General features: G+C 58.5%; 23 protein-coding genes and 7 pseudogenes. 11 read left to right on the forward strand and 19 right to left on the reverse strand.

What is annotated here, in order from left to right; genetic code table 11:
- Positions 1-927 precede the first annotated feature (927 nt).
- Together NHF48_RS26340 and NHF48_RS22930 are read right to left on the reverse strand one after the other, a co-directional pair.
- Positions 928-1,383 (reverse strand): transposase, encoded by a 456-nt coding sequence (locus NHF48_RS26340; protein ID WP_446741235.1) that lies wholly within the window; start codon positions 1,381-1,383, stop codon positions 928-930.
- Between the two features lie 51 nt (positions 1,384-1,434).
- Positions 1,435-1,701 (reverse strand): annotated as a pseudogene (locus NHF48_RS22930) (transposase); the annotation flags it as partial.
- 165 nt (positions 1,702-1,866) lie between these two features.
- Between NHF48_RS22930 and NHF48_RS22935 the strand changes: the two are divergent.
- Positions 1,867-2,447, forward strand: a pseudogene (locus NHF48_RS22935) (transposase); the annotation flags it as partial.
- Between the two features lie 66 nt (positions 2,448-2,513).
- Here the strand turns inward: NHF48_RS22935 and NHF48_RS22940 are convergent.
- The 4 genes from NHF48_RS22940 to xrt form a co-directional block, all read right to left on the reverse strand.
- Positions 2,514-2,861, reverse strand: a complete 348-nt coding sequence (locus NHF48_RS22940) for a hypothetical protein (RefSeq protein WP_253072714.1) — start codon at positions 2,859-2,861, stop codon at positions 2,514-2,516.
- A gap of 34 nt (positions 2,862-2,895) precedes the next feature.
- Positions 2,896-3,231 carry a hypothetical protein gene (locus NHF48_RS22945; protein WP_253072568.1) on the reverse strand — a complete coding sequence of 112 codons (336 nt, stop codon included), beginning with the start codon at positions 3,229-3,231 and terminating at the stop codon, positions 2,896-2,898.
- A gap of 74 nt (positions 3,232-3,305) precedes the next feature.
- Positions 3,306-4,016 carry an exosortase C-terminal domain/associated protein EpsI gene (locus NHF48_RS22950; protein ID WP_253072569.1) on the reverse strand — a complete coding sequence of 237 codons (711 nt, stop codon included), beginning with the start codon at positions 4,014-4,016 and terminating at the stop codon, positions 3,306-3,308.
- Positions 4,013-4,840, reverse strand: coding sequence for an exosortase (gene xrt / locus NHF48_RS22955; protein WP_253072570.1), 828 nt, complete (start codon positions 4,838-4,840; stop codon positions 4,013-4,015). The genes NHF48_RS22950 and xrt overlap by 4 nt, the downstream gene beginning before the upstream one ends.
- A 301-nt stretch (positions 4,841-5,141) precedes the next feature.
- Here xrt and NHF48_RS22960 point away from each other — a divergent pair, with 301 nt between their 5' ends.
- On the forward strand, positions 5,142-5,978 hold the full coding sequence (locus NHF48_RS22960) for a hypothetical protein (protein ID WP_263817095.1): 837 nt from the start codon (positions 5,142-5,144) through the stop codon (positions 5,976-5,978).
- A gap of 26 nt (positions 5,979-6,004) precedes the next feature.
- Here NHF48_RS22960 and NHF48_RS22965 read toward each other — a convergent pair whose 3' ends face one another.
- On the reverse strand, positions 6,005-6,244 hold the full coding sequence (locus NHF48_RS22965; RefSeq protein ID WP_253072572.1) for an XrtV sorting system accessory protein: 240 nt from the start codon (positions 6,242-6,244) through the stop codon (positions 6,005-6,007).
- A 112-nt stretch (positions 6,245-6,356) separates the two neighbouring features.
- On the opposite strand from NHF48_RS22965, the gene NHF48_RS22970 reads away from it, so the two are divergent.
- Positions 6,357-6,911: a retropepsin-like aspartic protease family protein gene (locus NHF48_RS22970; RefSeq protein ID WP_253072573.1), complete on the forward strand. Its 555-nt coding sequence runs from the start codon at positions 6,357-6,359 to the stop codon at positions 6,909-6,911.
- A gap of 69 nt (positions 6,912-6,980) precedes the next feature.
- Here the strand turns inward: NHF48_RS22970 and NHF48_RS26345 are convergent.
- Together NHF48_RS26345 and NHF48_RS22975 are read right to left on the reverse strand one after the other, a co-directional pair.
- Positions 6,981-7,064 (reverse strand): annotated as a pseudogene (locus tag NHF48_RS26345) (PEPxxWA-CTERM sorting domain-containing protein); the annotation flags it as partial.
- Positions 7,064-7,189, reverse strand: coding sequence for a hypothetical protein (locus tag NHF48_RS22975; RefSeq protein ID WP_263817096.1), 126 nt, complete (start codon positions 7,187-7,189; stop codon positions 7,064-7,066). The gene NHF48_RS22975 and the pseudogene NHF48_RS26345, both read right to left, overlap by 1 nt.
- 330 nt (positions 7,190-7,519) lie before the next feature.
- Here NHF48_RS22975 and NHF48_RS22980 point away from each other — a divergent pair, with 330 nt between their 5' ends.
- From NHF48_RS22980 to NHF48_RS22995, 4 genes and pseudogenes are all read left to right on the forward strand, one after another.
- Positions 7,520-8,494 carry a hypothetical protein gene (locus tag NHF48_RS22980; RefSeq protein ID WP_253072574.1) on the forward strand — a complete coding sequence of 325 codons (975 nt, stop codon included), beginning with the start codon at positions 7,520-7,522 and terminating at the stop codon, positions 8,492-8,494.
- 44 nt (positions 8,495-8,538) lie between these two features.
- A complete protein-coding gene (locus NHF48_RS22985; RefSeq protein ID WP_253072575.1) occupies positions 8,539-8,724 on the forward strand; it encodes a hypothetical protein in 186 nt (61 codons plus the stop codon).
- A gap of 439 nt (positions 8,725-9,163) precedes the next feature.
- Positions 9,164-10,126: pseudogene (locus tag NHF48_RS26350) on the forward strand (glycosyltransferase); the annotation flags it as partial.
- Between the two features lie 64 nt (positions 10,127-10,190).
- Entirely contained in the window at positions 10,191-10,385 is a 195-nt protein-coding gene (locus NHF48_RS22995) for a hypothetical protein (protein WP_253072576.1), read from the forward strand.
- Here the strand turns inward: NHF48_RS22995 and NHF48_RS23000 are convergent.
- The 7 genes and pseudogenes from NHF48_RS23000 to NHF48_RS23025 all read right to left on the reverse strand — a co-directional run bounded on the left by NHF48_RS23000 (position 10,352) and on the right by NHF48_RS23025 (position 14,570).
- Positions 10,352-10,561: a hypothetical protein gene (locus NHF48_RS23000; protein WP_253072577.1), complete on the reverse strand. Its 210-nt coding sequence runs from the start codon at positions 10,559-10,561 to the stop codon at positions 10,352-10,354. The genes NHF48_RS22995 and NHF48_RS23000 overlap by 34 nt on opposite strands.
- A 91-nt stretch (positions 10,562-10,652) precedes the next feature.
- A pseudogene (locus NHF48_RS26355) lies at positions 10,653-10,715 on the reverse strand (hypothetical protein); the annotation flags it as partial.
- An 8-nt stretch (positions 10,716-10,723) separates the two neighbouring features.
- Positions 10,724-11,494, reverse strand: a complete 771-nt coding sequence (locus NHF48_RS23005) for a glycosyltransferase family 4 protein (RefSeq protein ID WP_253072578.1) — start codon at positions 11,492-11,494, stop codon at positions 10,724-10,726.
- 26 nt (positions 11,495-11,520) lie between these two features.
- Positions 11,521-11,871: a glycosyltransferase gene (locus NHF48_RS23010; protein ID WP_253072579.1), complete on the reverse strand. Its 351-nt coding sequence runs from the start codon at positions 11,869-11,871 to the stop codon at positions 11,521-11,523.
- The gene (locus tag NHF48_RS23015; RefSeq protein WP_263817100.1) at positions 11,846-12,631 is read right to left on the reverse strand and encodes a glycosyltransferase; all 786 of its coding nucleotides are present in this window, start codon (positions 12,629-12,631) and stop codon (positions 11,846-11,848) included. Before NHF48_RS23015 ends, NHF48_RS23010 begins: the two co-directional genes overlap by 26 nt.
- A 2-nt stretch (positions 12,632-12,633) precedes the next feature.
- Positions 12,634-13,767, reverse strand: a complete 1,134-nt coding sequence (locus NHF48_RS23020) for a glycosyltransferase family 4 protein (RefSeq protein WP_253072581.1) — start codon at positions 13,765-13,767, stop codon at positions 12,634-12,636.
- A gap of 662 nt (positions 13,768-14,429) precedes the next feature.
- A complete protein-coding gene (locus tag NHF48_RS23025) occupies positions 14,430-14,570 on the reverse strand; it encodes a hypothetical protein (protein WP_253072582.1) in 141 nt (46 codons plus the stop codon).
- A gap of 484 nt (positions 14,571-15,054) precedes the next feature.
- On the opposite strand from NHF48_RS23025, the gene NHF48_RS23030 reads away from it, so the two are divergent.
- Genes NHF48_RS23030 through NHF48_RS23040 form a run of 3 tightly spaced genes read left to right on the forward strand, consistent with a single transcriptional unit; the run spans position 15,055 to position 17,405 of the window.
- Entirely contained in the window at positions 15,055-15,492 is a 438-nt protein-coding gene (locus NHF48_RS23030) for a hypothetical protein (RefSeq protein WP_253072583.1), read from the forward strand.
- Positions 15,493-15,496: 4 nt separating this feature from the next.
- Entirely contained in the window at positions 15,497-16,411 is a 915-nt protein-coding gene (locus tag NHF48_RS23035; protein WP_253072584.1) for an O-antigen ligase family protein, read from the forward strand.
- Positions 16,412-16,421: 10 nt separating this feature from the next.
- Positions 16,422-17,405, forward strand: coding sequence for a glycosyltransferase family 2 protein (locus NHF48_RS23040; RefSeq protein ID WP_253072585.1), 984 nt, complete (start codon positions 16,422-16,424; stop codon positions 17,403-17,405).
- Here the strand turns inward: NHF48_RS23040 and NHF48_RS25585 are convergent.
- Positions 17,384-18,511 (reverse strand): glycosyltransferase family 4 protein, encoded by a 1,128-nt coding sequence (locus NHF48_RS25585; protein WP_253072586.1) that lies wholly within the window; start codon positions 18,509-18,511, stop codon positions 17,384-17,386. The two genes, NHF48_RS23040 and NHF48_RS25585, sit on opposite strands and share 22 nt — an antisense overlap.
- A 198-nt stretch (positions 18,512-18,709) precedes the next feature.
- Here NHF48_RS25585 and NHF48_RS23050 point away from each other — a divergent pair, with 198 nt between their 5' ends.
- Complete coding sequence (locus NHF48_RS23050) at positions 18,710-20,764, forward strand: hypothetical protein (protein ID WP_253072587.1); 2,055 nt, start codon at positions 18,710-18,712, stop codon at positions 20,762-20,764.
- 265 nt (positions 20,765-21,029) lie between these two features.
- Here the strand turns inward: NHF48_RS23050 and NHF48_RS26360 are convergent.
- Both NHF48_RS26360 and NHF48_RS26365 read right to left on the reverse strand, forming a co-directional pair.
- Positions 21,030-21,176 (reverse strand): annotated as a pseudogene (locus tag NHF48_RS26360) (transposase); the annotation flags it as partial.
- A gap of 76 nt (positions 21,177-21,252) precedes the next feature.
- Positions 21,253-21,386: pseudogene (locus NHF48_RS26365) on the reverse strand (transposase); the annotation flags it as partial.
- Positions 21,387-21,540: the final 154 nt, after the last annotated feature.

Raw genomic sequence — 21,540 nt, forward strand, 5'->3', positions numbered from 1 at the left:
CCCGCGCCAGAAGGAAGCGTGCCACTGACACGGGCAGCTTGGGAAAGCTGCCTGCAATCATTCGCTCAGACAGAAAGTTTAGGATCTGGAAGTGAGGTTACGATCGCCTTGAACGCCTTGAACGCCTGTTCTTCCGAGCGAGGTCGATACACCCGGGCTCTAACACGAAGCGCGAACGGTATAATTGCGAATGGGCAGACGCCAGCCGCTCAGGCCCAGCAGCGATTATCCGTAGATCAACGAGATCTCACCGTTCGCCTTATAGCTTTCATACGGCGAATCCGACAGTAGCAATTGATCGTCCGACGGTAAACGCGTTCACTACATCAGCCAGTCGGGACCGTTTCTCGATTGCAACCTCCCCGGTGATTATATGTCGATGCTAGCGGCTTCCGCCTTGGGCGTTTGATACTACGGTTTGATGATGCGATCCTTTCGTTGGAATTGATAAAAAGCTGTATGGGACAGGTTTGTCATGGGAACGCTACGAGGCGCACGCCGTCCGACTAGCAATAGAGCAATCACAAACGTTGCCCGCGACGCTGATTCGGGAACTGGGAATTAACGCCAAGACAGTGGCGAAGTGGCGCAAGAGGGTAACCATCGAGGATCTGAAGGCTTATGCCCGATGAATGAACGCATCGAGGCAGTCTGAGGCACAGGCGGGTTATACCGATTTGTGCTAGCTATGATATTCCTCCATGAAGCATTCGCTGCTCTTCCCTGGGCAGCTGGCACCTCGTTTGCGCCGCACCAACGAAACGAGGTGCCAATCACATAGGTCGGGTTGTCGTCATGAGATATCCGATAACACCCATCTTATAGACGGTCTTAATTAACCTCTGCTACTCTTGTCTGGTACTGAATTTTAGCTATAACACCTAGCATCGGACTGTTGAACGTCGGAAACATCGACGTTCAACTGCTTTACTGATACCTTAGTATGGCTTTCGGGTAATTTCGATTTGACGATCGCCTTGTTGTTTGGTCATTTTGAGCAAGATTTGTCCGACCTTGATAAGTCCTTCCGGCAAGGAGCTGGGCATGCGGAAATCTAGCTAGGCCACGTGGGCAAAGGCGGCCACAGCGTAACTGATGCAAGCGCGACGAAGCCGAGATATGACTCTGCTGTCTTGTCATAACGCGTTGCGACACGGGCCAGTTCTTGAGCTTGCTGAACAAGCGCTCGACGAGATTGCGCCAACGGTATTTCTCGCGATCATGCGGGATCGGTATGCGGCGGTTACTTTTGGTTGGAATGACCGCCTCGACATCCGCCCTGGCGAGTTCCTGGCGGATGGCATCGGCGTCATATCCCTTATCGGCAAGCAGGGCCTCGATCCGGTCAGCCAGCATCCCGAACAATGGCCCGAAGCCCTTCACGTCGTGGGCCTGGCCCGGCGTCAGGACGAAACATAGCGGTCGCCCTGACCGTCACAGCGGGCGTGCAGCCCTTCGAATTCTTGATCCCTTTTTTAGCCCAACGGTGCAGTGGTGCGCCCGGACTACGGTGCTGTCGATCATGTCGGCGCTGACATCCCGCTCGACGACAGCGGGCAGGGTCTCCAGCATGGCTCCGAACACGCCCGTCACGACCCAGCGACGATACTGCCGGAACACACTGTTCCACTTGCCATATTCATCCGGCAAATGCCGCCATTGCGCGCCTGTCCGCGCCATCCACACCATGCCTTCGAAATAGGGCCGGTTGTCTCCCGCGGATCGTCAGCCACGTCCTTGCCCCGACGGCAGCAGGGGCCCAATCAGAGCCCACTCATCATCCGAAACCCCAATCCGCTCGCCCAACGCCGCCTCCAAAAGACAGCCTTGAGTCAACCGATCAGACGCGCGTCAACCTTTGTCCACGTGGCCGAGGCAGACGAGCAGGTTGCCTGCGCGCTGAACCGGGAGAAATCGGCAAGCCGGTAGCCGAATTTTTCCGGCGGATGGTGATACAGAGCAGGCGCCCTACCGTTGGAAGAAGGTGTACGGTGGTCTCGGTATCGGTGAGCTAAAGGCTACTGAAGCAGCTTTAGGACGAGAACCGGCATCTGAAACAGCTGATTGCCGACCTGAGCCGGGACAAGTACATTCGGCAGGACGTTCTGGCGAAAAGCTCTAACGCTTAGACGACGACGCGAGCTCGTCGCGCCCGTCCAAGCGTCCCATGCCGTAAGCTAACGGCGCAGTTGCTTGGTGCTGGCGTCGAGCGGTCATCAGTGCGCTACATTTTGTACAAGCCGGACCAGGCACCGCTAGCGATGGGCATCCGTGATCTAGCGGCAACGCGAACGCGCTATGGCTATTTCTTGATCTACGTCCTGCTGCGCCAGGAAGGATGGGTCGTGAACCACAAATGCATCTATTGACTATCTCGGAATGATGGACCGAGCCTTCGGCGCAAGAGGTCAAGGCGGCCGTCATACGCATCGTATGCCGTTCGCCAACGATATGGCCAAACGCTTTCAAGAGATGGACCGGAAACGCTCTATCGCGCCCTTGGCGTATCGCAATTAGCGCGAGGCGGCCCGATTGGTGGCGTATTCGATACGCACACCTGCTTTCAGCTTTGCGGTCAGTTTCATCATCGCCTGTCGCGCAGCCATATCGTGCAGGACGGCAGTCGCCAATTCTTCTTGCCGCACAGCGGGCACCGGTTGGAGAATGGTTGCCACTACCTGATCAATCGAGAGGGTGTCGCCGGTGCCGGCTATGAACGGCCGGCCGCGTGCAGCGTTCAGGATCCCGCGCTGCACTTTCGTCAGCGCCAAGCTGTCGACATCGACCAGCTCCCGTTTGAAGGCTGCATTCCTGTCGCGCAGCCAATTGGCAATCGCGTCGTTCGACGGCAGTCGCAGCATCATCCTCCCGGGCTGGGCCGCAGTCGTGATCCGATCAATGCGAAAGACCTCGTGACGATCGAACCGCGCTAGATTGTTCACGACGAAAGCCGCGACCGTCACGGGTGAGGGGGGCAGCCGTCCGACGACACGTTGCGTTAGCTGCTCGCCCAAGATGATTTCCCGGCTTCGCCGTTCCTGTCCCAGGAATTCTGGGGGATCGATCGACCGACTGGCGTCGCGCCTCCTCGGCTAGCAGCTTGCGGACGATGATCCGGTCGAGCAGCGCAGGCTGGACCGTTTGGGTATCAACATCGGCGGGTGCCCCACTCGCCATCAGCTCGATCAGGATATCGCGTCGGGTCACCTCCATCCCGTCGATACGCGCCACGACCTGTCCTGTAGGCGCAGATTGAGTGCAAGCGGACGAAGCCAGCAGCAGACCCATCGTGATGCGAATATAAGTCACGACGCCCTGTCCTGACCTAGCAACACCGTCCGCCCCATGCGATCGTCAATGCCCAGTAGCATAGCATTGAACGCCATCATCTGGTCCAGTGCGCCACTGGCATCGGTCGAGCGAACTGACAATCGAACTAGAACCCCATCCGGCATAACGCCGCGCAGATTAGCGGCGAACACCGCAGCCTTCTCGTCGATTGGCGAGGTAGGAAAGCGTTCGCCGATCCGCATCCAAAAATAGATCTGTTCAATTCTATCTCCCCGCGATGCGGACAGCGCCGTCGCCTTGCGTCCGCGCATTCCGCGCAGGTTCACCGTCGACTGCGTACCGATCGTATATCCTGCTGAAGGATAGCATGCCTCGGGCCGGTGCACGGCCAGCCCCGCGTCCTGCGCACTGCCATAAGCGATCAATAGCATTATCGGCGCGGCATCGGGTGCGACATAGACGCGGGTCAGTACCTGATCATAAACGCCGCTGGTCTGATCGCTGTCCGGCAGAATCAAGCCGGTCGAACTGGCATAGCGATAATCACCCAACTGCAGCGGCACGCTTTTTTCTAAAGCCCCATCCGGCGGAAGCACGGTGGTACGTCGCGGTCGTAACCACGCAGCGGCCCCGGCAGCCGCTGTTAGCGCGCCGCCCAGCAGCAACTGGCGCCGGTCGGGCAGGCGAAAGGATCGGGCGTCCAGCGACCGGAGCGGCGTGGTCACGATTGCGCCAGTCGACGTCGCAGCGGGCCAAGCGCGGTATCCAGCCCGATCAGGCAGCCAAGCGCCACTAGGAACATGAACAGGCCTGCGGTCTCGTGCAGAACGCCTTCGACCCGTGTGATCCCTAGATAATGGGTTGCTAGGAGCAATAGCAGGATGCGGGCGAGGTTGGCGATCATCGCGACAGGCAGAGTTAGCATCGCAAGCAATATCGCATAACGCCAGTCAGCGCGATACAGGACATAGACATAGAACAGGCCGATCGCGAGCAGGCTGATCAAGGAGTTCATACCTGCGCAGGCATCGGCAATCAGCAGCTCATATTGATCGATGTACAGGGTTGTCCCATTGTATGCCGCCTCAAAGCCGAGAGCAGACAGCAGATCGACTGAGGTAACGGACAGCCACAGCTTCCGCGACTGGGTGATCGACGCGATCAGCATATAGGGCGGAGGCACTAGAAACAGCAGATAGGTCAACGGAAACCATAAGCGCATCAGCGCTCGCCCGCCTATATAGCTGTAAAGCACGATTATTAGAGCAATATAGGTCGACAGCCAGCTCAGCCAGAGCATACCGGCGACGTAGGCAAAGACATATCCTAGAGCGGCGGGTAGCATCCCCGCCATCGCCCATGTAATATGCCCCGGCATGGTGCAAATTGTCCGTGCCTCACGCACCAGCAACCAGCCGCCGCTGGCTGGGATGATGGGTCCTGCGGCTCCCTGTTCTAGCGACCATTCACCTGCCATCAGCCAGATGAGGGAGGGGGAGGGCGAACAGAGCGACCGCGCCCAGAACGAACCAGTGATCGCGTACCGCATCAGGCCACGCAATCGTTAGGCCGGTACGCACGTATCGGCTTCGACTCATCTTAAGTGCTTCACTTGGCATCACTTGACCATTAGGGACCGGATAAAATCAGCCGATAGGTGATTTCACGAGATAACCTTGGATCGTTGTGTTTGCACGCGCAGACAGCGGATCGAAACGAGAGGGCACAGCACGATGGGCGCACGCGTCGGAGGATACGCGAAATCCCTTCGTCAAGGCCGCCATGTAAGGCGTCGTCCGGTCGGCCGGCGGACGATCGCCACCCGGCTGCTAATGCTGTGGGTTCTCGTCGTGAGCCTCTATTTCCTGTGGGAAGCCGATCATTACACTGGCCTGTACGCGTTTCTGGCAGAGTGGCAGTTCGAACAGCTGAGTCATTATTTCCCCATCCTGACCTTTGCGATGCTCGTCATCGGCTTCGGCTGGCCCGCCGCATGGTTGTTAAAGGCGCGTCAGCGTGCCGACCGAGTGGATCTGCCAGACCGCTATGGGCTCGATGCCGCGGTATCCACGAGCATGAATTTCCGCCGCGCCCTGTTCGCCTTTGCCGGCGGGCTTACTGGTGCCGCGGTCGTGACTTTGTTATGGACATTGACGCTTCCCCGTATTGCCCCGCCACGCGCCGTGGTGCCGATCGGTAGCGTGCAGGCAAAGGTTCCGCCGCTTGGTCCTGTAACGTTGCGCGGTCGGATCATATTCACCCGTACTGCGGTATTCGCACAGAACCTCCTCGTCACCACCCGCGGCGTACGGTTCGCCCCGATTGTCGCGCCGAACGCTCAGAATCAACAGCTCCGCTATTTCGTAGAACTGCTCCCGCGCGAATTCGGCAATCCGAATGTCGCGCGCCTAGACAACCGTACTGGCGTTCTGCTTCGCAACCATCTGCCGGGATCGATTCTGCGCCTCTATCGCTATGCGGGTTATGACGTCGAGCCGCCAGTCTACGTCTTATACGTCTCGGATAAGACGCTCCGCTGGCCCTATTACGTCGCCGCTGTCCAGCTGCTGATCGCGGCGCTGATCGCGGCGCTTGCGGCCTTGGTCCAGCACCGGCATGTCCGTGATATTGCTAGAACCGATACAGCCCCGCCCCCGGAGGAAGAACGGGAGGCAGACACGCCATAGGCAGAATCGATAGCACAAGATTAACGCTACAGGGGCCTGGGCCTCAATACCAGAATGATGAATGCTACCAGGCCGATTAGCGCGAGCGTGGCGGCCAAATGATAACCGGCGTTGCCAATCCAGTTGACCAATCCGCAACCTACCGCAGCGACCAAGTAGTGCCACATGGCATCACGTGGTGCCGGTTCCTGATCCGATCGATGCAGGAACAGTACGACTAAACCCGCGAACAGAGCAACCGTGACCCAGTCGTAGACGGTATTCATCGTGTGCTCTGCCTGTCTGCGCCCCGATGATCCAACATCAACTAAGGGGTTAATCCCTGGTTATGGATATGCATTCACCCGGCCTTGATGACTTTCGGCGCATATGCTGCCTATGCTCGGCCCGCAAATCCCGCCAACGCTGATAGCGGTCATAGCGCTTCTGCTCGCCGGTAGCGCCCGGCTAGGTCGCGACATAATCCTCGATACCATCAACCCGGTAGCCAATGCCGCGGTTACGGGCACCGATCCCACACAGACGGCCGAGAACACAGCTTTGCCCTTGGGCACGGCGGCCATCGTGAAATCCGCGCATCACATACAGCGCGGAACAGACGGTCTGTTCTACGTCAATGTACTGATCAACGATCGTCCGATTCGGTTTCTGATCGACACAGGCGCCAGTGTCGTCGTTCTAACGGCAGCCGATGCGCGGCAGGCCGGTATTAAGGTACACGAAACCAGCTTCAATCGCAGCGTTGATACGGTCGGTGGCGCGGCACCCATGGCCTGGGCAACACTAGATAAGGTTAATCTTGCCGGACACGAGGTCCGCGGTCTGAAGGCCGCAGTTGTTCGCAACGGCCTTGGCGTTTCACTGCTTGGTCAGAATATGCTGGCAAAGCTCGATTCCATTACTCTCACGGCAGATCGCGTCAGCCTTCGCTGACGACCGCACGACCTGCACCATTCTGGCTGGCGTCAGTGGGTCTGCATGCCGTCGGGCCGCTTCTTGCTGTCGAGCTCGGCGCATGATGCCGCCAACGATGGCAAACCCTAAAATCATGGTGAGCCAAGTGGCCGGCTCCGGCACCGCGCCGACTACGCCTGGCGTAGTACCTCCACCACCAGGCGTACCACCGCCTCCACCGGGTAGACCACCGCCTCCACCGGGTAGACCGCCACCTCCACCAGGAAGACCGCCACCTCCGCCAGGAAGACCGCCACCTCCGCCAGGCACCCCGTTGCCGCCGGGCGGCGTTCCGGGGGAGACGAAAATGTTGGCGGATTACCGACCACACCTGGGGGGTGGAGGCGAATACGTTCCGCCGGTCGGAGGAGCTCTAAAACCCGGTTCACCGGGCGTTCGCGCACCGTAAGCGCCCGGAGGTACTTCGCCACCTCCCGAAACGGGAGTTCCACCAGCTCCGCCAGGAATGCCGGGCGTCAGCGGGGTACCGAACGTCGCCGCATAGGCTACCGGCGACAGATCCCCCCAGGATCGGCACGTCACCAAGCGGGCTGAACAAGGCACGCTGATTTACTACCGGAACTGTCGTGACGAACAGCAATCCGCCCAGTAGCATTAGCGTGATCTGCCGCCTACGCTCTTCCGATCTCAAATCAACGGTTTCATTCGCCATTTCGCGCTCCCCTGAATTGCAATATGGTTTGCCTGCCGCCGTAAAGATAGACCCAAAAACTGTCAGGTTTCGGGCCATCTTGCCTGTTGCACGTCAATTCGTTGTGACGCAGACAACGTTTCCCGCAAACGAACGGAACCATCTCCGCGTGCTGCACGTCCGCAATTTGCATAAGGCAGAGTCGATAGCCCGTTGCCATTCTCCTTATGTAGAACCTCCCAATACCGTGTCGGGTGAACCCCGCGCAGCGGGCATTCTGCTCTCCGCCATGCTTTTGATGGCGATGACGGGATGTGCCCCGGATAAGCGGGCGTTGACCGATGACGAGCGAATCGTCGGGGCGGTGTTGACCCTGCTTGCGCAGGATAGGCGGTCGGTATGTGTCGACGACAGTACGCAAGGTCAGGCATTGGCGGTATTCCATGAGATGCAGGCGGCCCCCCGGCCCGCCCGTCTTGAATTGAACTGGCATCGCCCTTTGCCTCTCAGGCCAGATATTCGTGTCACCACGCGGGCGTTGCGCGATGCGGAGTTCGAGGATCAGCCGCTGACGATTCAGGAACCTGGCGCGCGCACGGATGTGCTACCGGGCCTCGATCAGCTGCGTTTTGATGGTGCCGCAGCGCGGCTTGGTGAACAGATTGGCCGGGCCGAGAACGCCGTGGATATTCGGCAAGCCTGGGTCCCTGCCGGCGTGGCGGCGCGGTGGTGGCCGATTAATCGTATGCGGCGCGATTGCTGGCCTTTGTTCGAGATCAGCGACCCCGTCCGCGACCGCGACATGGCGTTCGTGACGGTCCGTGCCGAACATTGGGGCACCTTATACGCTTTGCAAAAGACTGATCGGAATTGGCGGATCGCCGCCGAATGGAGCCGATGGCTCTATTGATATGTTTATCATGCCGATTTCAGCGCAATTAAAGGAAGATTATTATGACACGAGACGACGGAATACAGGATGCAGGCACGCCGACCGGACGAGATATCGGCTGGAAGCAGTTTACCATCGGCATTTTCGACCTGATCCGTTGGCCCATCGCGGTCGTGGTAATCTTCTTCCTTCTGCGCATGCCGTTGGAACGGCTACTAGATGCAATCGCGACCGCCTTTCGAGCCTGACGGGTGGTGCCGGGTTTCCAGGCGTCGTGCAGAGCCGAACCTACGGTATGCGCCATTGCCTGCGTCGTCTCAGCCATTCGACCAGCATGGCCAAGTCCGACAGGCCGAGCTTCGCGGCGTCGGTAATCGATCGCAACGTCCCTTAATATAGCCTATACCTCCGCAGGCTCCCGGCTGGTGGTGGTCCCACACAGTCTCAAATCGTCGCTCGCCCGCCCGTACGATCAATTTCGCCTCATTGACCGGCATCTACCAGCAAAGCGTAGATGGCCCCTACACACCGTACGGCGATCACGCATTGGTTTTGAATGGTGTTTTCCAAGTGACCTATCGGCGACGGAACGTAACGCCAATGCGCTCAACGTGCCATCGCCTATAATTCGGTGCGCGTTCTCAACGCTATATCTACTTTCATCCCCGCCCCTATCCAGCGCATGACATGCGGGGGACCTACCGAAAGAAGGTCTCGCCGGATGACGTGGACGCCTCGGCATGGCAGAGAACCCATGTGACTGATCGCTCCACCCCTTTGCCGCGCATTGTTTTCATCATCAACTCGATTGGTAGTGGCGGAGCCGAACGTGCGCTAGGTCGTATTCTAAGCGCTGCCGGCAACCGGCACGAGCACTATGAGATGCACCTTGTGTTGCTCGATCGTGAACCGGAAATGCGCAAGCTACCAGCACTCGCCGGTCGCCATTGCCTGGATGCGCGGGGTAGACTGTGGCGAAGCGCCATTCGGTTGCGTGCTCTGCTGACGCGCTTGCAACCGAAGCTGGTGGTTAGCCTGCTGATACGCGCCAACATGGCTACCGCCGCTGTAGCACCTGGTCTCGGCGCAAGAACCATCCTGTGTGAACGCATGCATCTGTCTTCGCATCTTGCGGGGCGATACCGGGGTATCGCACTGGCCGGTTTGCGCGCGCTGGTACGATACCTCTATCCACTCGCAAACCATGTGTTGGCCGTATCCGAAGGGGTGCGGCACGACCTGATCGACACGGCAGGCCTCGCGCCGGATCAGGTGACGACAATCAACAATCCCTACGATCTAGAGCGGATTGCCGCCGAAGGATCTCAGGCACCGGAGATAGCGCTGCCGCCTGCGTTTATGGTTGCTGTCGGGCGGCTGGTTACCGCCAAGGGCTTTGCACTGCTGATCGATGCTTATGCCGACGCTGATCCGGCGTTGCCGCTTCTCATCCTCGGCGAAGGGCCGGATCGTATCCGCTTCGAGGCTCAGGTCGCTGCTGCTGGGCTGGGTGAACGCATCCGTTTTCCGGGTTTCCTTGCCAACCCCTTCGCCATCATGGCGCGTGCGACGTTTCTGGTATCGGCGTCTCACAACGAAGGCTTTCCCAATGCACTGGCCGAGGCCATGGCCCTCGGCGTTCCCGTCATCGCTACCGATTGCCCCTCGGGACCGGCTGACCTGTTGGGGGCAGGGGCAGGGGGCTGCAGGCTACGTGACCGAAGCACCTTACGGTCTGATAGTCGGGGATGGCGACCGCGCGGGTCTTGCCACTGCAATTCGGAAAATGATGGACGATGCCGATTTGCGCACGAGACTGGGAGCAGCCGGGCTGCTGCGCATCGAGGATTTTCGCATCGAACGTATCGCCGCGGATTACTGGGCGGTATTCGATGCGTTCATGAACTGACGAAAGACCATGGCATGCGCCTCGACCGCAGACGCGCTGGTATAGCGCGCGGCAATCGCTGCCGCCTGCGACCATGGTGCAGTACGCACCTGTGTTTCCGCCATGATGGACCCGATTGCCGCATGATCGCCTACCGGAAAATAGTGATCGGCAGGCAAGCCGAACTCGCGATGCACCGGAATATCCGAAACGATAGCCGGTGCTCCAAAAAGCTAATGCCTCCAAGACCACTAGACCGAACCCCTCCATTTCGGATGGGTGCAGCAACACCGCGGCATGGGTATAAAGCGCGGACAGCTCGTCACCGGTCCTAAACCCCAGAAAGCGCACGCTACTCCCTACGCCGTCCCCGCAAGGTCACGAAGCTCCGCCTCATAATCGGCATTGCTGATCGAACTACCTACGATGACCAATGGTAGCGCCGCGGGGTTTAATGCATGCGCAGCGATCAGATCCTCAAACCGCTTAGTCGGCTCGAGCCTGCCGACCGCAAGCAGGTAACCACCCGAAACAAGGCGCTGATCGACAAGGAAATCCAGACCGTCGACCGAAGCCTGTAGATCCAGACCGTGCTGGATGGTCACGGTTCGCCCGATAGCCCCGCCATGCCGGGACAGAAATTCGCGCCTTACGGTATCGCTGACGCAAATCACGCGATCGGCAAAGCGGGCCATCAAAAGTTCGCCCAGACGCAAGAACCTGCGGCCCATCCGGCCCCATTTGGGCCGTTCGAAATCGGCAGCATGATGCGTTACGATGACATGCATCCCGAGGATGCGCGCAAGGGGCGCAAAGAACCCAGGGCCAATGCCGTGAAGATGCACGATCGCTGCTTGCAGGCGCCATCGTGCGTAGACGATCGCCAGTGGCGTATGCACCAGCGTTTCGATGGAGCCCTGTTTCGGAGCAGGCAGCGCAACAAGGCGCACCTTGCCCAATCGATCGTTAGACGCTCTAACGTAACGACGACGTGCGATCATCGTGATATCCAGATCCGGGGCCGCTTCTGCCAAAGCCGGATAAAGATGTTCGCAATGCGTCTCGATACCGCCAATAACGTGCGGCACACCCCGAAATCCAATTACCGCGATGCGCCCTTCATTCTCCACTTGTATTCCCGATTATTTTGTCGTGTCTATTTTATCTGATCTATTATAGTCCAATAATGCTCGACGGCACGATCGACACTATATTCTTGAGCGCGCATCTGCCCCGCGGCACCTTGGGCAGCGATGCGATCCGGTGCCTCCAGCCCCTCGCGTATTGCGATTCCCAGCTTTTGTACGTCGTTGACCGGCACCAACGTACCCCAAGACGTGACCATTGTATCGCGCACAGCGTGCCGCGGCAGATCGCCAAGTATCTCTGACGGGCCCGACGCGCAATTAGTGGCGATCACCGGTACGCCCAGTGCCATCGCCTCGACCAGCGCATTCGGGAAGCCTTCGCCGTTGGATGCGCTAACATAGAGGCTGGCCTGCGCCACGATGGCGAAGGGATTGGGTTGGAAGCCCTAGCAGGTGAACCCGGTCCGCAATTTCTAGCGCGGCGATGCGCGCCTCGATCGCGGCGCGTTCCGGTCCCTCGCCCAGGATCACCAGCGGCAACGCAATGGCGGCCGCAGCATAGGCTTCGACCAACAGCATCATGTTCTTGGTCTCGGTGAGTCGCCCCATCCCGACGACGAAGCCACCCTCCACCGGTGGCGTGGCGGGCTCCAGGCCGCGCGCTATAATCGCGTCGATATCTACCGGGTTGGCGATGGCGACAATGCGATCCCGGGCCACGCCGAAATTCTCGACTAGATCGTCGGCGACCCCCTCGGACACGGCGATCACGCGATCGGCGTGCGGGTAGGTGGCACGGACGAGCAGCCGGGCGACGCGGCTGCCGGCAAGATGCGCCGTTGTGTTGACGCGCTCGCTGATAATAACGCGCCGCCCGGTCAGCCTGGCAACGATCACCGCGATGATGTTGGACCGAGTCAGGAAGCTGAGGATCAGCGCCGGCCGCTCACGCCGAACGAGCGACAGCATCGCGGACACGCCGCGCACGAGCGATCCGGCCGTCGCCAACCGTGCCACCGGCAGCCATGCCGGCAGAGGATAGGCATCCGGGTCGTCGTCGAGCAGCGTGAGCGCGAACGGCGATGCGGCCATCCTTGCCTGCGACGCGGCTAGTAGGGTCAGCATTACCCGCTCCGCTCCGCCGCCTGCCAGCGAATTGATGAGGAAACGGACGCGCACGCTCATCGTCCGCGGTCCGCATCTCGTACCGGCGTCAGCAACCGGTCAATAATCCCGGCGGTGCTCGCGGCGATCTTGTCCCAGTCGTAGCGTTCCCGCATCGTCGCGCCATCGACCGCGAAACTGTCACCCGACAGGCGCAGCTTGGTGGCCAGCGCTGCGATATCGCCGACCGCAAAATGGTGGGATGGCGCCAGCCCGATTTCGGTATTAGCTGGAATGTTGCTGAGCAGCGTCGGCGTATCCATCGCCAGCGCCTCCAGTGCGGCGATCGGCAGGCCTTCGTGATGCGAGGGCAGCACAAACAATGATGCGCCTGCATAAAGCGAGCGCAGCGCCTCGTGCGGTTGAAACCCGACGAAGACTACGCGCGCGCCCGCCCGCGCGGTGAGGCGGCGGGCATAGCCGTCATCGTGATCCGCTCGACCCGCGATTACCAGCGTCCGCGAATCGCCGGAGACGGCATGAGCTTCGATCAGGTCGTCGAACCCCTTTTCCGGCACCAGACGACCAACCCCCAGGATATACTCACCGGCCTTTAGCCCCAGTGCGGCAAGGACTGTCGGGTCTGGGGTCCGCGATGCCTGAGCAAAGGTCAGGCTGGCGCCGTTGGGAACGAAATGAATCCGGTGGGCATTGGCAGGAAAGCGTCGGCGCAGCGTCTCGGTGACATTTTCCGACACGACGATTACCTCGTGCGCGTGCTTCACGGCAATCCGTTCGGCAAGTTGCAGCACTCCCTTGGCAAAGCGGTTCCACTTGGCGCGATCATAGTCCCGGCCATGATGAGTCAGCAGGACGCGCATGCCCAGCAACCGGGCGAGCGGCACCGCCAAGCCGGGCCCGATCGCATGCAGGTGGATTGCCGAACAGCGCCGGACGAACCGGAGGTAGCAGGTCGCCCAGACGGTATGGACAATCGTCTCAAGATATTTGCTGCGCGGTGCCCAGATCGGCAGCAACGCAAGCTGTTGCCAGTCACGCGGTGCGGGATCGACATAGGGCGCCCGCATCGCGACATCGATATCCAATGCCTGTCGCAGCGCCTTCACGCGGGGATAGAGTTCCTCGACATGGGCCTCGACCCCGCCCATGACGCCAGGAATGCCTCGCAGGCCCGCGATCCCGATTTTCACGCGATGAGTTCCCCGATGATCTAGCGGCACCCAATGGCAGGCACTCTTGCGCTGTGAGCAACTAGCCGCTTGCTACGTGTCGGACAACCGTTCCTGTGGAGCGGACTATCGTAACAGCAGAGAACCAAGACCAAACACCGCCCCCAACCGGTGGCGCCCGCTATCGTGGTGATCGCAATGCGCCGGGCGGTGCCGTAATGCCATGTCTTGGGAGGCTCTTCGAAAAAGCCGCGCAGGGCAGCGTTGCAGACCTGCCGCTGAAGATCGCCGGCAGGCGATGCCCCCTGCGGCGGTAGCGTGCCCATGTCGACATCAAAAGCTATGCAGGATTGGGGCAGGGCCTGTCCGTCATTAATCTGGCGATGCGCAAGAGCAGTTTTCATAAGCGTTCAAACCTCGGCAATGTGGCACTGGTCGTAACCGTTGCAGGTTCGCCTATCGCGAAGAAACTTGCTTAATGTAGAGGTAACCGTTGTATACCGGTCTCGATCTTCGCCTAATTTAGTTCCCGAAACCTTTAAATTGTGCCCTTATGCAACGCCGAATCATACTCGCAGGGACCTAGCGTTTGATGCAGAATTCCGGTCCTATAGTTACAGAAAATTGGGCGGAACGCCTGCTACCACACAGTCCGGCGGTACGTCCGTAGTTACCATCACATTCTAATCGAACAAGCTGCCGTTGCCGATCAGGGTATGACGGACCACCTTGGCGACGAACACGCGCCTGCCGACAATTAGGCTGTCACTACGCAGACCACAATTGGTCTGACCCAGCACCGGTTTGTAGGTAAATGTTGACATTGCAAACCATCCCCTCATCCCCGCATTCAGGTAGATGCTGACGAACCTACTGGTGAACGGGCAGGTCCGATCAGCATGTAGGATAAGATCTCAAACCGAACTTATACCGGCTGCGCAGCAGCTTGGACAGCGAATACAGGCCCAAGTGCTATGGCGGGCTTCTTGCGTAACCCGCCGCGCATCCGCATCCACATCCGAGTTTTAAAGTCGGGCAAAAATGCAATCGTGCAGCAAAGATCGTGCATCGACCCCGCCGTCCTGGCGGTACAGGTCCACCGCAATACGGCTTTTAAGGCGCGACGGTGGTTGGACAAGGTATCGCTGGCGGCAATGGCTTCCCCCTTGGCCAAGTACCGGGATTAGACGGGTTGCAGCACTGCCAGCGATATGCGGCTTTGAGCTGCGTCTGCGCTTTTGCGCAAAGCGACGGTTATCATCGACAGCTTTATAGATTGAGCAATTTTACTGGTCTAAGGGTCGGACTATGGAATCAGCGCAATATCTCGGGCGGGGAATGCCCATATTCGTGCTGCTGCCGATGGTCTTGCTCGGCATCGTGGCGATATTCCGCCTCAGCCGAGAGCTGCCGTCGCCGGCGGGACGCATGCTAGTGATAACGATCGGCATGCGCCCCCTGCTGTCGGCGGCCTGGGTCTTCACCTTTAGACCCTCCCCGATCGGGCTTTCGTGGAACGCCCTGTCATCGATCGTTTTTTTAGTAGTCGGATTTATGGTGCTCCGGCGCCGAAGCATATCGCCAATGATCGTCTTGCCAATATTGCCGCTGCTTGTCGTTGGGGTTTTGAGCGGTACGCTCAACCATGCGCTGCCTGACCTTGCGACCTACGTCACCAAATTGGGCTATCTCATTGTCGTGGCATTGCTAGCAATTGAGGCATTGGAGATACATGGCGAGGGATAAGGTCATGCGCACCGTTATTCTCGCCTTGCTGTCGCCGCTTATCTTCCAGCTCGTGGGTACACTGCTGGGCGTGGTCAAGCAGAGCGAGACCGACGGCTCGGCGGCGTATATTGGTGGCTTCAATCACGAAGCTGCTTTCTCAATGTTGCTATGCGGTACATTGCTGGCGGTGTGCCTATCGCGTCATATTAACTCCAAGCTTAAGTTCGGACTCATCGTCTGGTGCTCAATCGGCATCTTTGTGGCTAATTATCGGACCTCGCTTGCCTCCATCGTACCGTTGTTGGCAATGTCCCTCTTCATAGACGGCACGCGTCGCTTCCTTCCGCGGCAGCGTGCAATCGTGGGGTCGGCACTTGTGGTACTGATTACCGCTGGAGGCCTGGCAATCGCCGTCAGCCAGGCGGAGCGCTTCAGCGACCTAGGCCTGCTTCTCGAGCGCAACACCAGCCTCATTAAGCCCCCCACGACGTTTACGGTCGAAGAGCGCCATATTATGAGTGGTCGCCCGATGATCTGGAGCGAATATTATTATGCGTGGGACGAGAGCACCGCGCGCCAGCATATGATCGGGTTGGGTCCAGAAACCTGGGTCGGCAAGATGAAGGTTTATGCGCATAATACGTTGGTATCGGCGCTATACGAACTGGGTCTGGTCGGCGTTGCTTGTTACATCATCGTATGGATATGGTTTCTGAGTCTTAGCTTTATCGTCCCTATCCCCGCGCGCTGGACGTGCCTGACAGGGCACATCTCGTTCATTATCCTTAATATGGCGACCATGCCGATGTGGAATATCGAAGGGCTAATCTATTACGCCCTGCTTTGCGGTTATACGGTATATATGGTACGCAATCGGCATCAATTAATGCGTCAATCGTACAGGCCGCGCTTCGTGCCTGTGACCGTGCGGGTCTGATATGCCGCGCGTGTCCGTCCTGATCGCCGCCTATAACGCCGCTGCTTATATCGAACAGGCGCTCGACAGCGTCGTTGCACAGACGATTCCTGACTGGGAAGCGGTGGTAGCGGACGATTGTTCTACCGACGACACCTGCGCGATCGTCGAACGCCGCTCAGCCGTTGATCCGCGCATTCGCCTGCTCCGTGCTGAGCGCAACGGCGGACCCAGCGCAGCACGCAATCGCGCCATTGATGCCGCCTGCGGTGACTGGTTGGCTGTACTTGATGCGGACGATCGATGGCGATCCCATCGGCTTGAACGGATGCTTGCCGCGGCCCAAGCCGAAGGTGCAGTGATCGTCGCCGACAATTATATCCGCTACGACGAAGGATCGAAGCAGGAACTTGGCGCAGTGCTGCCCGTGGACGGTGGCGTGTCGTCGATCACGCCAGCGCGCTTTTTAGACAGCGAACGTCCCTTCGTCACCGTCCGTTTCGGCCTGCTCAAGCCGATCGTATCGCGCACGTTTCTGAACGCGCATGCGATCCGCTATTCGACCGAAATTCGGTATGCGGAGGACTTCCATTTCTTCATGATGGTCTTGCTCGCCGGCGGCCGAGGCGTGCTCGTTCACGAACCGCTATATATCTACACGCTACCGCAAAGCATGACCTCGAAGACGGTCTCGGGTGGCACGCGCACAATACCCAAACACGCTGACCGGATGTGGATTGCGCAAACACTGCTAGCGCAACATGGCGAGACCGCCTCTTCCCAAACGCGCGCCGCTTTGCATCGCTATCGTAGAAGTATGGCAACGTTGGGAGAGGGGGCATCGCGCACACGATTTGTGGCGCAACGGACGCAAAGGGAGCGCCTTGCTGCTCGCTGCAACCCGCCCTTTGGCTGTTCTCAGCTATGGATGGACTCTGCCCGCCACCAAACGGCTGCGAGCACGGGTCGGCCGCGGATTGCGCCGCTAGGGCGTCAAGTTTCCAGCCGTCGGTAGATCGCCTCGACCTTGGCGGCTTCTCGGTGCGGTGAAAAATCGGCAGCAATGCTCATGCGCTGATCTGGGGTTGCCACCACCGATGCCGGATTAGATGGGACGGCCAGCGCCGCATGAGCAAACGTCGCCTCATCGGCATCGATCGGCACCAGTTGCCCCCCTCGCCATTGCCGGCCGATTTCACCGTGTCCTGCATCGTCCGTTGCCACCCAGGGTGTCCCGAGCAGCGCGGCTTCAATCGGCGTGCGCCCGAACGGTTCGCGGATCGCCGGTGCCATCAACAGGTCAAGTGCGGCGATATTGTCTTCTGCTGGCATCATAAACCCGGCAAAGATGACGCGGTCAGCGATGCCCAATGTGTCCGCCAGCGCCTTCATCTCCGGCACGTCGACGTCGCCCTTACGACCGAAGACGATGAAGCGCATGCAACTGTCGGTGAGCGCCATCACGGCCGCAGTACGCAGGAAGAATTCGGGTCGTTTACGATCCCACAGGTTTCCGACAAATCCAACTAGCGTGTCATTATTATCGATGCCGAGCTTGGCGCACACCCGCGCACGCGCGGCATTCCGATCGAAGGCCTGTGGCACTTCGATTGGGTTGAGCACGATCTGCAATCGTGCGGGCGGTACGAAAGACAATGGCGCACGGCATGTCTCCGACACCGCGATCACGGCATCGGCACGGCCGATTAGCAGCCGATTGGGCAGCACCATTCGATTGAGCGCATGGTGGTGGTAGACGATCTTCCCACCTAAAATTTTGGCGACGATTCCAAACGTCTGGATGTCAACAATATCATTGGCATGAACGATACACCGACCGATCTGTCGCATGATCGCCAATCGTGAGGGGAAGCGACGCAATGTATGGATTGGGCTACGACGTTGTCTTAGCGACGCGCGCGATTTGGCCATCTCACCGGTATCGACCACCTCTATGCCTAGTCGCTGCGCTTCATTGGCGATCGGCGTGCCGCTAGCGCATAGGAATATACAGCGTCGATGAAAATCCTTTTGCAGGGCAACAGCAAGTTCATACGTCGCGACATGACTGCCGCCGATATCGTAGCTGGAGAATGGAAACACGATCGGTGAATGCGGCACGATACCGTTCCTTAATAGTCATACAGGGCATTCCGCGCTGTGGCGCCGCCGTCAACTCCCCCGACATCATACTTTTTGAGAATGAAGGGTTAATCGCCCTTTGACCGGTTTTGCGAACCGAATCGATGCTCTCTCGCGACTAAACATTCGTGAGCTCGGAATGCCCGAGAACAGCACCCTCCTTACGGAACTCGCGACATGCCCAATTTTTACATCAGCCCGACCGGGTCGGGGAACAAGAGCGGATCCGATTGGGCGAACACCGCCGCCCTTACCAGTATGGATGGTGCCATTCGCAAGGCAGGGTCCGGCGGTACCGTGCTCCTGGCGGCCGATCTTGGAAGCTACAAGATGACCAACAGCGTAAATATTTGGAGCGGGGCTAGCTTCGCTGACGCCGTGACAATCAAGGGCGTCAACAGCAAAACCGGCGCCGATCAGGAAGCGGTGATCGAAGGAACTCGGCCTGCAACCTATGCGATCGGAAACGCTAGCGGTAACGAGCTGTTCAAATTCCAGAAAGGCGCAGGCAACCTTACCTTTGAACATCTCCAGGTAAACAATACCGCAACAGCCTTCCGGGCTGCGGGCGATGTTGCCAACATCACGATCGAGCATGTCGATGCAGACAATGTCGCACACTTCTTCCAGACCTATATCGGGTCAGGCAACAAAAGCGCTAGTGTAACCAACCTGGCACTCCGCGATATCGATGTAGAAGGTTTTTCCAAGGGCTTGATCGAGATCGGCTACAATAGCAGCAATGTGCTGATCCAAGACGTACGCGCAGATAGCGAGCGGCAGGATGGCGATGAATTCGCCATGGGCGTGCATATTACCGGTACTACGCATGATATCGTTCTGCGCCGCGTAACAATGGAAAACGCGACGGACACGACTGGTGGCAAATATTGGAATGGCGATGGTTTCGCGACCGAAAAGGGTGTCTACAACGTTCTGTTTGAAGACACTATTGCGCGCGGCAACACGGACGCCGGCTACGATCTCAAATCGAAGTCTACGACACTAGTTCGAACTCTAGCCGAAGATAATAGCCGAAACTATCGTATCTGGGGCGATACGACGATGATCGACGTCGTCGGTCTCAACCCTGACAAGCGTGGTGGACCGCTTAACGGACAAAATCAGATACACATCATAAAGGGTGCGTCGCTGACGATTGAAGGAGGCTATTTTGCCGATGCAGGTTCAGGAACGCGAGTGTTCCTGAACGAAGGCGGCAGTGTGACGATTAGCGACGTCCAGGTCGTAAGGGCTGCGACCGGCGCACTGAAGACTGGCACGATCGGTGGACTGACCGACGCCATGGTCACGCTAGTTGATGCGGTCGGTAAAAATTCGGCCGGTCTGCTACCCACGGATCCCCTGATCGCAGCCCCAGTCGTTACGGGTCCGAATGTTACAGCTCCCGTAACTTCCATCCCGGTAACAGTGGTCCCTGTCGTTACATTGCCTGTACTACAATCGCCGGCATCGGGACCGGGCACCAGTCCTGCTTCGCTGCCGTCAGGGCAGACCGATGCTCCCGCTACTACGATTCCCGCGGTGTCCAAGTTTGCTGGTACCGCTGCGGCGGACGTTTTTAACGGTACGACAGGCCATGACCAGTTCCGCTTTGACCAAACTGTTAACCGCGGTGCGGACAAAATTGTCGGATTCGATACCGACGATATTCTAGTCATGAAAACGGCGCTGGCGGATGGGAACGGTGACGGGATCATAACCTTTGGCCGCAACGGCCTACTCGATTTGGGCGCAGGGGGTGGGACGCTTAAACTCGACCTAGCCAAAGGGTTACGTCTTCTTGGTCAAACCGATGACGGCTTCGTCTATGGCAATGCCGCAGTTCGCCCCAACAAGTCGGTGGAGGGCAAGCTTACTACCGCTGACACATTAACCGGCGACGCGAAAGACAAGGCCACCAATGCCTTTTTCTTTGACACCGACCTCAATCTCGATCTTGGAAAAGATAAAATTGTCAATTTCGGCAGTAAGGACTTTATCATATCGACTAGCAAGCTCGCTGAGAATGGTACGTCGACCATTAGCACTCATGACGGGGTCTTCAGCTTCCATGATGGGCTTGATCTCGGCACTGTAGGCGTAACTGATTTGAGCGGTCGAGCCGTCACGGCGCTGGAGTTCGATGGCGAACAGACATCCGGCGGAACGCATTATTACGTTTACAGCTTGGTGGGCAGCACGACTGCGATGCCCGTAATAGGTGGCTAAATCGAGTACTGTTTTAATTTAATTTACGACGGCGTCGCTTTCTGGAAGCGACGCCGTTTCCAAGCTTATTGTTAACTTAGGTTCCGGGCCTATTAATCTAAAATGACGATCTGGTTCAGGTTGCATGCGGGGGGCTGATAGCAAGCGACTTGTACTAGCTGTTGGTGAACAGATCGAACGGTTCGCGCCGTATTCTCCAAGACCCCGACTCATAATTCGAGTTTAGCAATACGGCGCGTCATTCGCTGCTGGACGAAATAACCAATTACGCTTCGGATGACGCGATGGAGACTTCCCAGTCCTTGGCTAGGCGCCGGCATCGGTTGAGCCACGCCAGGGTACGTTCGACGACCCAGCGCCGTGGCAGAATAATGAAGCCCGTCAGGTTGGATCGTCTGATGATTTCGACCGTCAGCCGATCAATGTGCGCGACCCCATCCTACCAACACCGCGTTGATGACAACGAGCAGGCCGTTGTCGCGCATACGGTAGAAATGGTACTGCACCGTCGTGAAGGGCGGGAAGTCCTTGGGCAGTTGCGCCCATTGGCACCCCGTCGATGCGATATACTGGATCGCGTTCCACAGGGTCCGCGCCTTGTGTTGCGTGGGCGTCCAACCCTGGAGGTTCGCCTCAATAGCGGCCGGATGACAGCCCATTCCTCATCGGTGCAGTCGCTTGCATAGCGCAGCCCGCTTCTGTCATGCTCGCGCCGAGCGGTTTCAGTCCAGCTCATGTGATCCTCGTGGTCTTCGCAATCCCAGTGAATCACAAGG

It is taken from the genome of Sphingomonas sp. H160509, assembly GCF_024124765.2.
Lineage (GTDB): Bacteria > Pseudomonadota > Alphaproteobacteria > Sphingomonadales > Sphingomonadaceae > Sphingomonas.